Annotated in this window: 8 protein-coding genes; 1 reads left to right on the forward strand and 7 read right to left on the reverse strand. The window is 71.3% G+C overall.

Annotated elements, in window-relative coordinates:
• Positions 1 to 162: 162 nt before the first annotated feature.
• Both JFB92_RS19345 and JFB92_RS19350 read right to left on the reverse strand, forming a co-directional pair.
• Entirely contained in the window at positions 163 to 3,537 is a 3,375-nt protein-coding gene (locus tag JFB92_RS19345; protein ID WP_199042610.1) for an alginate lyase family protein, read from the reverse strand.
• Positions 3,534 to 3,695, reverse strand: a complete 162-nt coding sequence (locus JFB92_RS19350; RefSeq protein ID WP_199042611.1) for a hypothetical protein — start codon at positions 3,693 to 3,695, stop codon at positions 3,534 to 3,536. The genes JFB92_RS19345 and JFB92_RS19350 overlap by 4 nt, the downstream gene beginning before the upstream one ends.
• A gap of 189 nt (positions 3,696 to 3,884) precedes the next feature.
• On the opposite strand from JFB92_RS19350, the gene JFB92_RS19355 reads away from it, so the two are divergent.
• Positions 3,885 to 4,256 (forward strand): hypothetical protein, encoded by a 372-nt coding sequence (locus JFB92_RS19355; RefSeq protein ID WP_199042612.1) that lies wholly within the window; start codon positions 3,885 to 3,887, stop codon positions 4,254 to 4,256.
• 49 nt (positions 4,257 to 4,305) lie between these two features.
• Here JFB92_RS19355 and JFB92_RS19360 read toward each other — a convergent pair whose 3' ends face one another.
• From JFB92_RS19360 to JFB92_RS19380, 5 genes are all read right to left on the reverse strand, one after another.
• Positions 4,306 to 5,580 carry an RICIN domain-containing protein gene (locus JFB92_RS19360; protein WP_307789219.1) on the reverse strand — a complete coding sequence of 425 codons (1,275 nt, stop codon included), beginning with the start codon at positions 5,578 to 5,580 and terminating at the stop codon, positions 4,306 to 4,308.
• A gap of 142 nt (positions 5,581 to 5,722) precedes the next feature.
• Positions 5,723 to 6,808 (reverse strand): winged helix DNA-binding domain-containing protein, encoded by a 1,086-nt coding sequence (locus tag JFB92_RS19365; RefSeq protein ID WP_199042613.1) that lies wholly within the window; start codon positions 6,806 to 6,808, stop codon positions 5,723 to 5,725.
• A 50-nt stretch (positions 6,809 to 6,858) separates the two neighbouring features.
• Positions 6,859 to 8,628 carry a serine hydrolase domain-containing protein gene (locus tag JFB92_RS19370; RefSeq protein ID WP_199042614.1) on the reverse strand — a complete coding sequence of 590 codons (1,770 nt, stop codon included), beginning with the start codon at positions 8,626 to 8,628 and terminating at the stop codon, positions 6,859 to 6,861.
• 9 nt (positions 8,629 to 8,637) lie between these two features.
• Complete coding sequence (locus JFB92_RS19375) at positions 8,638 to 9,927, reverse strand: exo-beta-N-acetylmuramidase NamZ family protein (RefSeq protein WP_199042615.1); 1,290 nt, start codon at positions 9,925 to 9,927, stop codon at positions 8,638 to 8,640.
• Positions 9,924 to 10,957 (reverse strand): glycoside hydrolase family 3 N-terminal domain-containing protein (locus JFB92_RS19380; RefSeq protein ID WP_199042617.1); only part of this gene is annotated, 1,034 nt, incomplete at its 5' end. The genes JFB92_RS19375 and JFB92_RS19380, both read right to left, overlap by 4 nt.

Genomic DNA, 10,957 nt, shown 5'->3' on the forward strand with positions numbered 1-10,957 from the left:
GCCGTGGCCCACGCCGGATCCCTGAAGGCGTCCCACCGCGCCCCCGGCCACGAGTAGGCGGACCCGATGGCCCAGGTCGCCATCGCCGGTTGATCGATATCAGAACACCAGTTCACGGTCCCGGCGCGGCCACGGGGCCGCGCCGGGACCGGTGTTCGGGATCTACTGCGAGATAGAGACGTGGTCGAAGGCGACGGTGCTGAGTGTCGCCGGGTCGCCCGAGACGACGGCGAGCCCCGCGTAGTAGAGGGCGTCGCCGAAGTCATCTATGGTGTCGGGTTCGCCGATCGCCGTCCAGGTCCGGCCGTCGGCGGAGACCGCGGCGCCGAATGCCGTGCCGGTGCGTTCGAGCCGCAGCCAGACCGGGCCGTCCCCCGGGGTGTCGCCGTCGGTCGTGGTCGGTCGGAAGGCGACCCGTGGGCGGCGGAAGAACTGGGCTCGGCCGCCTGAGTCGAGGATCGTTCCGGCGACTTGGTCGAACGGCGAGAGCGACTTGGCCATGATCAAGCCCGCTCGGCCGAGTTCCGGTCGCTGCACCCGGGCGATGACGGTGCCGTCTCCGGTCAACGGAACGGAGGCGAAGTGGACGGTCATGCCCTGGTTGATGACGTTGATGTCCGTGCCGGCGCCGCGGACGGTGAACGATGCGGTCTCCTCGTCGTAGGAGGTGATGCCCGGGGTGCGGATCGAGACGACCCCGAAGGCCCCGAGTCGCCGCTCGTCGAGCACGTGGTCGCCGATGTCGCGGTAGTTCCACGGGTCCGGCGGCGGAGCGCCGACGGTGAGGTTCAGCGTCGCGGACGAGCTCCCGGTCGCGTTGGCCGCGCCGATCGCGACGGCGAATTCCCCTGTCTCGACCGGGGTCCCGGAGACGATCCCGGTCGCGGCGTCGAGGCTCAGCCCCTCGGGCAGGCCGGTGGCGGTGAACTCGACCGGATCGGCGGAGGCGCGGATCAGGTACTCGAACGGGACGCCCTCGCTCGCGTACGCCTCGGCCCGGGACTCGACCTCGGGCGCGGGCGGGGTCGGCATGACCGCCGTCGCCGTCTCGGACGGCGGGCCTTCGCCCGCTGTGTTCTCGGCGCAGACAGCGTAGCTGTACCTGGTTCCGGGTTCGCCGGTCACGTCGGTGTAGCGGACCCGGACGCCGAAGCCCACCGGTTCGACCCCGGTGGCGATGGTCTCGCGGGGGCGGCCTCTGCCCTTGGAGCGCTTGACGGCGTACTGTCCCGACGCGTCGGCGCCGGACCAGGCCAGCTCGATAGCGCTGCCGCTCGCCCAGGCCCGCAGGCCCTCGACCGCAGCGTCCGGGGCGTCGGTCGACCGGCAACCCGGCGCGCTCACGTTGTCGAACGCGGCCGTGGTCGTCTCGCCCGGTCCCCCGCCCGCGTCGATCACCGAGCACACCGCCAGGCCCACGCGTAGGTCGTATCCGAGGTCCAGTTGCGAGGAGCCGACTTCGGTCCAGTCCCGGCCGTCCGGGGAGATCCAGCCGGTGAAGGTCCGCCCCGAGCGTTCGATGCGCACCCAGTAGGGCCTACGCCAGCGATAGCCGTCGCTCGCGCCCTCCACATATGGTGCGGGCAGCGGCGTCGCCGACTCCGGCAGGGAACCGTGCGCGGCGATCGGGAACCCGGCGCCCACGGTGATCGCCTCCAACTGAGTGGGAGGCACGGTAGTGCCGCCGGTGCCGACGGTCTCGGCACCGGCCGTCGCCCGGGTTGTCCATACGCCGCTCCAGGCGTGCAGCGGCAGGCCCTGGACCAGCATCGCCGCATGCGCCGAATCCGCGTCCAGGCTTTCGCGCATCATCACCCCGACCTTCGCGTACTGCGAGCTCACCGGCCCGACGATCCGAGCGGTGAGCGAGCCGTCGCCCCACATCGGCAGGTGCGTGAATCGGAACCGGTCGCTTCCTCCCGCGATGTCGCTGCCGCCCGCCGTCACCGCGAACCGCCGCCCGTCGAACTCGGTCCGGCCCGGCAGGGGCTCGCCGATGTCGTCGGCCTTCCACGGGACGGGCAGTCCGGCGGTGACGGCGATGCCCGGTGAATCGGGGCTCTCGCCCGCGTCATTCACGGCCGAGACGGTGTAGACGTAGTACCGGCCGGGTCTGGTCTTGCCGTCGGTGTACACCGTGGACGTCAGTCCGGTCGCGACGGTCTCGAAATCGCCGTCGCGACCGGCGCGCCTGACCGTGTAGGACTCGGCTTCGGCCCCGCTGGTCGCCTCGATCGAGGCGACCCAGCTCACCGTGACCCCCGCGTCCGAACTCTCCGAGGCGAGCCCGGCGGGCGCGGCCGGAGGCGCCGGGGGAGCGGTCGGCTCTGCCGGCGGGCGAGCGAAGGTGAGCGTCCCCCATGACGGGTAGTCGTCGTTGTAGCCCTCGATGTGCCGCTCGCCGCCGTCGCGGAAGATCGCCCGCTCCAGGTCCGGCGCGGCCAGGCCCCGCCGGCCTGCGTAGTGGCCGTAGGCCATCTCCTGGACGGGTCGGAACCGGCCGAAGTTGTCGTCCGAGATCTCGGTCTTGAGGTACTTGCCGGTCCGGTCCAGATCGGTCTCGAACGGCACCTCGCCGCCGAGGTTGTACCGGGCGATGTACTCATACCCTGCCAGAATGCGGTCGCCGGCCAGACCGTACAGGTCCACTCCCTGGTTCCACGCGACCTCGGCCGCATCGGCCAGCAGTCCGATCCCGAGCTGCGCATAGGACTGGCTGCGCCCGGACTCCTGGCCCTGACCGGCATCGTCGACCACGATGTTGGTGACGGTGCCGTTTCCGGCCCCGCCCGCGGCGTAGCGGACCGCGTCCTCGAACATGGCGCGGTCGTCGCTGAACACGGCGATCGCCATGATCGTCTGGAGCGCGGCGGTGTCCCAGTTGCCGTTGGCGAACAGGGCGTATCCCGAGACCGAGGGGTACCACACGTCATTGAAAGACCGCTCGCAGCGGGCGATGCCGGCTTCGCTCCAGCCGTCGTAGTCGCTGTGCCGCAGCAGTTCGGCGGCGTTCACGAACTTGAAGCCCTGCAGCCCGGCGCCGAGCTGCCCGTCGGCGCCGGTGATGCCCCGCAATGAGGCCGACCAGGCATCGAGGATGTCCCGGGCCTTGTCGGCGTGCCGGACATCGCCGGTGATCGCCCACATCAGCGCGTTCTGATAGGCCGCGGCCGAATCACGCTCGGCCTCGCTCTTGTGATCGGTCGGTCCGCGACCCCACGTGGTGATCTGGCCGGTGTTGCGGATCGAGTAGTCGTGCGCCGAGCGCCAGTCCGCGGCCATGGCCTCGAACCCCTGGCGGATCGGCGCTTCCTCTGCGGCGACGGCTCGCCGCATCCGCTCCAGGTCCGCAGCGCTGTGCAGCAGACCCGGATGTGCGAACCCGGCGTTGCCGCCGCGCCGGTCGGCTCGAGGCGCCGGACCCGTTTCGGCGGCTTGGGCCCCGCCGGGGGCGAGGACCGGTCCGGCCGAGACGCCGATCAGTGATCCTGCCGCTCCGCGCAACACCGCGCGGCGGCTCGTCATGCGCTCGGTCATGCTCGCTCCCCGGCCACAGGACCGTCCGAGGCGCCCGACGCGGTCGAGCCCTGCGGCGGGGGCCGCCGCTCCAGGCCGATCCGTTCGTCCTCGTTGTTGTCGTGTTCGGGCATGGTGCCCCTTTCCGCCATGCGGTGGGCGATGCCGGGGAGGGCCACCGCGATCGAGTATGGACAACGTTGTCCAGGCAATGCAGACTATCATCGCACATATACATAGATCAATGACAATTGGCGGGAAGGGACACGGCCCCGGGGTCGTCGAGACCGGCACCGAACGTATTGCCGGAGTAAGACCTGCGGGGTAGGGTCGGCTTGAAGTCGGACACAACGAGGAAGGCCCTGACGATGGCACCGAACGAGGAAATTCCGAGCGCGGGCCCCGAAGCCCCGTCCGAGCCGACCGACTCTTCCCTGGAAGACGAACTGGACCGAGAGCACGACGAATCGGACGACCGGACGGAAGCGGCTCTGGTCGAAAGAGGACGAGAACTGCTCGGCGGCATCAAATGCCGCCCGGTCATCGTCGCCGCGGTCGCGGCCGGCGCGGCCGCCGCCGTGATCGTCGGCGCCAAGATCGCCTACGACCGGCGGAAGTCCGCCAGCATACGCACCAAGGCGCTCGACCAGCTCGAGGACGCCAGAGACGCGCTGATATCGGCGGCCTCGGAGCTTCCCGAGCAGGGCCGGGCGATACTGCACCGCGTCACTCACCGCTAGGGGGTGGACGCGTTCCCGGGCCTCACGGCCCGGGAACGTCAGCGGCAGGTCAGCGATACCACTTCTGGTTCTCGGTGCCGGCGCAGGTCCATATCTGGAGCTGCGTGCCGTCCGCCGAGTTCGATTCGGGCACGTCCAGACACTTGTCGGCCTGCGGGTTGACCAGGTCGTTGGCTCCGCTGAGGACCCATTGCTGGGCACCGGTTCCGTTGCATGTCCACAATTGCACCTTCGTCCCGTCGGCGGTGCCGCCGCCGGAGACGTCCAGGCACTTGCCGAGGGCGCGGACGGTGCCGTCGCTCTCGAAGGTCCACTGCTGGGCGCCGGTGCCGTTGCAGTGGTAGAGCTGCACGGGCGTGCCGTCGTCGGTGCCGGAGGACCGGACGTCGACGCACTTGCCGGCCAGGCCGGTGATCTCGCCGCCGGTGGAACCGCCGCCGTCACCGGAGTAGACCCTCACGTAGTCGACCAGCAGCGTCTGGGGGAACTGCGTGCTCCCATCCGGGTATCCGGGCCAGTTGCCGCCGACCGCGACGTTCATGATCATGAAGAACGGGTGGTCGAAGACCCACTCGTTGCCGCCCACGTCGTCCGGGGTGAGCGTCGAGTACACGTTGCCGTCCACCGACCAGGTGATCGACCCCGGTTCCCAGTCGACCGCGAAGGTGTGGAAGCCGTCGGCGAACTGCTCGCCGCCCGGGAGGGTGTAGGAGTTGCCGATCCCTCCGGCGCCGCTGTAGCCGGGGCCGTGGACGGTGCCGTGCACGGTGCTCGGCTCGGAGCCGATGTTCTCCATGATGTCGATCTCGCCGCTCTGCGGCCAGCCGACCTGGCCGATGTCGTCGCCGAGCATCCAGAACGCCGGCCAGATGCCCTGGCCGCGCGGGATCTGCATGCGGGCCTCGAAGCGGCCGTACTGCTGGGTGAAGGTCTCGGCGGTCAGCAGCCGCGCCGAGGTGTACTCGCAGGGCCCGTACCAGCACTGGTGGCCGGCCGGGTTGCCCTCTCGGGCGGTGATGGCCAGGTTGCCGCCGCCGTCGAGGGCGGCGTTGTCGGTGCTGCTGGTGTAGTACTGGTGCTCGTTGTTGCCCCAGCCTCCGCCGCCGATGTCGTACTTCCACTTGGCCGGGTCCGGGGCGGTCCCGGCGGGGCCGTCGAACTCGTCGCTCCAGACCAGTTGCATCGCCTGGACGTCCTCGGGCTCGGCGTTGGCGGACGGGAGCGCCGTCAAACCGATCGCGGCGGCCGCGGCCACGGCGGTGAGGGCCAGTATCCGGACCTTGGTGCGGCGCCGGGTGGGGATGGTCTCTGGGGGTGTGCTCACGTTCGCGTCCTCTCGTCGCGGTGAGGCAAGAGCGCTCCCCAGCGACACTGTGCAGGTTGGGGAAATGCTAGAGAGCGCTCTCTCTTAACCTTCCTATCTTTTTAGCAGTATGGATTTACCTCTGTCAATACTTTCGGGCGATTCAGGCGAAATCGACGCCGGTCAGCTCCGCGCCCCGGTGCGAGGCCAGCCGCTCCGCCTGGTCCTCGACGGCCCCGCGCTCGGGCGCCGACAGCTCCCGCCACGGTTCGACGGCGACCTTGAACCGCTTGCCGGACTTGCGGGGCCGCCAGACCCCGGCGACCTCCCCGTCCACCACGACCGCGCCCGGCCTGCCGAGCACCGGCCACAGCGCCTTGCGCCGCGAGGCGTCGGGAAGGATCGTGGCCCGGTCCCGGCCCTGGATGAACAGGTCGTACGGGCCCACCAGGCGGGTGCCGGTCGCCTCGGCGCCCTCCAGCGCGTCGAGGTCGCCGGCCAGGATCCAGCGCCGCTCCCCGTCGGCCTCGACCTCGACCGCGTCCTCGGGCCAGTGCGCCTTGACCTCCTTGACCGGCGAGTCGATGAACTCGGCCGCCTGCTTCGGGGTGGCCGGGCCGAGGAAGCGCAGGTAGTCGCGCACCAGGTCGAACCGCGGCTCGACCGCGTCGGCCGCCTCGAATCCGGGGATGCGCCGCATGACCGGCGGGGAGGTGCCCGGCTCCAGTTCGATCCCGGCCCGGACCGCCGAGAGCCGGAACGGCTGCTCGTACAGGTGGGTGGCCTCGCAGACGCGGCAGTAGCGCAGGTACGGCTCGGGCATCGCCTCGGCCAGGCGTCCGGACACCTCGCCCTTGGGCGTCGGCTCGGTGACGAGGTCGCGCATCCGCTCGGCGACGGCGTCGAGGGCGGCCAGGCTCCCGATCCCGGCCGCCCGCAGCGGCTTGGAGGCGTCGAAGATCCGCTTCGCGGCGTCCGCGTCGGACCAGGGGGCGACGGCGGCGGCGACCTGCCCTGCCTCGGAGCGCCGGTACAGGTGCGGCGCGCCGCGGATCGTCCACAGCAGCACCAGGTCGCGGCCGGCTCCAGTGGTGTCGGCCCCGCGCAGGGCCAGCGCCCAGGCGCCGCCGTCCGGCCCGGTGTCCTGGGCGCCGAAGTCGAGGATCGCGGTGTCCGCGATCGTGCCCCGGTCCCGGTAGATCTGCTGCGCCCGGGCGCGGTATCGCATTATCTGTCGGCGGTCGACCATCTCCCCACCGTAGACCGGAGGTCCGACGTCCGTCGGGTCCGCGCTCCTCCTCAGTCCTCGCTCAAGGTCCATCCGTCGGGTTCGAGGCGCGAGCGGTCGCTCGGGCGGGCGTCATTGAAGACGGTCTTCCAGCCCCGCCTGACCCTGATCTTGTCGACGTAGACGCCGCGGCCCTGGTAGGCGGGGTCGCTGGCGTAGCTCCAACGCACCATCCCCGTGCCGTCGGGCAGTGCGGCCTCGGCGTCGATCCAGCCCCGTCCGGAGTAGCCGGAGAAGCCGCCCACGGTCTCCCACCGGTGCTCTCCGGCGCGCAGCCGCAGCGGCACCGGTTCCCAGGTGTGTCCGTCGGCACTGGCCTCGAAGGAGCCGATGTCGCTGGACTCGGTGTCGTACCACAGCGCGAAGTCGGCCTCGCCGCCGTCGACGGTCTCGCCGAGGTCGGCGGTCAGGGTGGCGGTGATGCCGTCGGCCTGCCCGGAATACCAGGACTCGCGCCCGGTCCGGGGGCGGACCGGCACGGCCCGGCTGAGCGGCCGGGCCGCGGACCGGCGGTAGGAGCTGACCGTGCCCCACTCCCGGGTCGGGTGGACCCGGTTGGCCAGCAGCACCAGCAGTGTCCCGTTCAGCGGGTCTAGCACGATCGAGGTGCCGGTGTACCCGGTGTGTCCGGCGGTGACCGGCGTGGTCATCGCGTCCATGTACCAGCGCTGGTGGAGCTGCCAGCCCAGGCCGCGGGCGGCGCCGGAGCCGAGGTGGGCGTTGGTGTCGGTGAACACCAGCCGCGCCGTCTCCTCCTCCAGGACGCGGGCCTGTCCGTAGGCGCCGCCGTTGAGGATCGTTTGCCCGAACACGGCCAGGTCGCGGGCGGTGGAGAAGACTCCGGCGTGCCCGGCGACGCCGCCGAAGGCCCAGGCGTTCTCGTCGTGGACCTCGCCGCGGATCATGCCGCGGCCGGTCCACGGCTGGTACTCGGTGGCCGCGACCCTTCCGAGCTTGTCCGCCGGCGGGCTGTACCCGGTGTCACCCATGCCCAGGGGGCCGGTGACGTACTCGGCCACCAGCTCGTCCAGCCCCGCGTCGCCGACGCGTTCGAGGAGCTTGCCCAGGACGATGAGGTTCAGATCGGAGTACTCGTAGCCGCTGCCGGGCGCGCGGCGCAGCGGCTCGGTGAAGATCGCCTCCATCCTGGACTGGTCGTCCGGCTGGTCGTACAGGTTGATCCACGCGACCTGCCCGGCGGTGTGGGACAGCAGCTGCCCCACGGTGACCGTGTTCTTGGCCAGGTCCTCGAAGCCGAACGCGGGCAGGTACTCGACCACCGGAGCGTCGAAGTCGATCAGGCCGTCCTGAGCGAAGCGCCCGGCCACGGTCGCGGTGAACAGCTTCGAGATCGAGGCCAGATCGTAGATCGTGTCGAGAGTGGCCTCCTCCCACTGCTCGGGCGGCAGCTCGACCGGTGCGCCGTTCTCGGCGTCCCAGGAGGCGTAGCGGACCCGGTGGCCCTCGGCGCGGTGCTCGACCACGACCCCGTCGCGGGCGGCCAGCACCACGAAGCCGGGGAACGACGGGGCCGGGCCCTCCAGGTGCGCGGCCGTCTCGGGCGCGATCCGCGCCACGTGCTCGGCCACCAGCCGGGCCTCCTCGGCCCCTCCGTCCCGCAGCGGATGCGGGCGGGGCGGGAAGGCCACGTCGTCCGGTCCGGCCACGGGCGGCCCGGTGTCCTCATGCATCGGCGTCTCCTGTGCGGCGGCGCGGGCGCCGCCGCCGAGCGCGGCGGCCGCCGTGGCCGCCGCGCCGGCGATCATCGTTCGGCGTCTCATTCTCGCTCCTCACCATCGCCGGCGGCGGTAGATCAGGTGCCGTTCCCGGATCTCGGCGAACTCTGCGAGGTCCTCGGCCCACACCGAGGTCACCTCGTCGATCTCCGCTCCGTCCTCGACGGCCAGGCGCACCGCCTGGTTCCCGGTGAGCTTGTCGAGCCAGTACGAGCCGGGCCCGTCCTGGTCGCGCCAGCCGTACTGCCCGAAGTGCCGCCGCTGCTCGATGATCATGGCCAGGCCGGTGCGGATCGGGTCGAACTCGTCCCGGTCGGTCACCTGGATCTCGACGCCGCCGCAGACCTGGCCCGACCACTTGGAGAACGTCGGCTTGAAGTAGGCCTCGCGGAACCGCGCTCCCGGCAGCTCGGCCGCGTTGAGCGCCTGCTCCCAGCCGTGGTCGATCTCGGGCGCGCCGAGCAGGTGGAACGGCTGGGTGGTGCCGCGGCCCTCCGACAGCGCCGTGGCCTCGAACAGGCACGTGCCCGGGTAGACCGCGGCGGTGTCGACGGTGGGCATGTTCGGGGACGGGGCCACCCACGGCAGCCCGGTGTCCTCGAAGCCCATGCCGCCGTGCCAGCCGTCCATCTCGATCACGGTCAGGTCCACGCGCGAGTCGATGAACTCGGCGTTGAACAGCTTCGCCAGTTCCCCGACGGTCATGCCGTGGCGCTGGGCGATCGGCTTGAGGCCCACGAAGGTGGCGTGCTCGGGGTGCAGCACCGGCCCCGAGGCGGCCCGGCCCGAGATCGGGTTGGGCCGGTCGAGGACCACGAAGCGCAGGCCGAGGTCGGCGGCGGCCTCCATGGCCAGGTACATCGTCCAGATGTAGGTGTAGAACCGGGAGCCGACGTCCTGGATGTCGAAGGCGATCGTCTCCACGCCCGCCTCGTCCAGCAGCTCGGCCATGCGGTCTTTGTTGTTGTAGGCGTTGTAGACCGGGATGCCGGTCTTGGGATCGAGGAAGTAGTCCTCGCCCTCCCCGGCCTGCGAGGTGCCGCGGAATCCGTGCTCGGGGCCGAAGACCGCGACGATGTCGACCGCGCCGGAGGAGTGCATGAGGTCGACCTCGTGGCCGAGGTCGGGCAGGACGCCGGTCGGGTTGGAGATGACCCCGACCGCCTGTCCGGACAGCTCGGCGAAGTCGTCCCTGGCCAGGACTTCGACGCCGGTCTTGACGCGGCGGCCCGGCCGTCCCGGCCAGGCGGCGGCGCCGGTGGCGGCCGAGCCCGATAGCGCGGCCCCGCCGAGCACCGCCGCGGTGCCGCCGAAGAGTCTGCGTCGGTTGATGTTGGCGCTCATTCGTACCCCAATCCGTGTCCGATCTCGAACAGCGCGGTGTCGGGGTCGTCGGCGGCGGGGATGTCGACCGGCAGGCGGCCGGTCGGTTCGCTCTCGCCGAGGATCGCCCGGACCGCCGATTCGAGGCCGCCGGCTCCGTAGGAGTAGGTGGCCAGGTAGGCGTCCGCGTCGTCGAGGTAGTAGGCGATGTCGTAGGGATTGCGGACCGCCACGGCCACGACCGGGACGCCGGTCTCGTGCAGCGCGGCGACCAGGTCGGCCTGAGCGGGGTCGGTGGCGGCGCCGTTGGTGGTGACCACGACCAGGTCCTTGCCTTCGGCAGCGGCGACCGCGGCGTCGATCTCGGCCTGGCCCGGACCGGCGCCGGTGACGACGTTCTCGGTGGTCCAGTCGCGCTCCTCCATGGCTCCCGCGAGGGTGCCGGTGGTGGTGACGCCCCAGCCGGCGACGAGCGCGTCGCCGGTCCCGCTCGCCGGGAGCGTGCCGTCGTTGGTGACAAGCGTGGTGGTGCCGTCGCTGATGTCCTGGGCGGCTTCGAGGTGCTCGGGGGTGCCGACGGTGTCCCACAGCCGGTCGGGGTCGGCGTACGGGTCGCCGAACAGGCCGAGGTCGTATTTGAGCTCGAGGACCCGGGTCACGGACTGGTTGAGGCGCCGCATGGAGATCTCCCCGGTCTCGACGGCTTCGAGCACGGCGTTGTAGGCCAGGTCGAGGTCCGGGGGCATGAGCAGCAGGTCGGCCCCGGCCTGGAGGGCCATGACCGGCACGCGGTCGTCGCCGTACTCGGTCCGAACGCCTTCCATGCCGAGCGAGTCGGTGACGACGACGCCGTCGTATCCGAGCTCGTCGCGCAGCAGGCCGGTGAGGATCGGCTCGGACAGCGTGGCGGGCTTGAGCGAGTCGTCCAGGGCCGGGAACTGGATGTGGGCGGACATGATGGTGTCCACGCCGGAATCGATCGCGGCCTGGAACGGCGGGGCGTCGAGCTGCTGCCACTCCTCGTAGGTGTGGGTGATCAGCGGCAGGCCCA

The organism is Glycomyces salinus (genome assembly GCF_016428645.1).
Lineage (GTDB): Bacteria > Actinomycetota > Actinomycetes > Mycobacteriales > Micromonosporaceae > Glycomyces > Glycomyces salinus.

Coding starts and splice junctions, on each gene's coding strand:
- JFB92_RS19345 (WP_199042610.1), bottom strand. CDS start 3,537: ATGACCGAGCGCATGACGAGCCGCCGCGCGGTGTTGCGCGGAGCGGCA.
- JFB92_RS19355 (WP_199042612.1), top strand. CDS start 3,885: ATGGCACCGAACGAGGAAATTCCGAGCGCGGGCCCCGAAGCCCCGTCC.
- JFB92_RS19365 (WP_199042613.1), bottom strand. CDS start 6,808: ATGGTCGACCGCCGACAGATAATGCGATACCGCGCCCGGGCGCAGCAG.
- JFB92_RS19370 (WP_199042614.1), bottom strand. CDS start 8,628: ATGAGACGCCGAACGATGATCGCCGGCGCGGCGGCCACGGCGGCCGCC.
- JFB92_RS19375 (WP_199042615.1), bottom strand. CDS start 9,927: ATGAGCGCCAACATCAACCGACGCAGACTCTTCGGCGGCACCGCGGCG.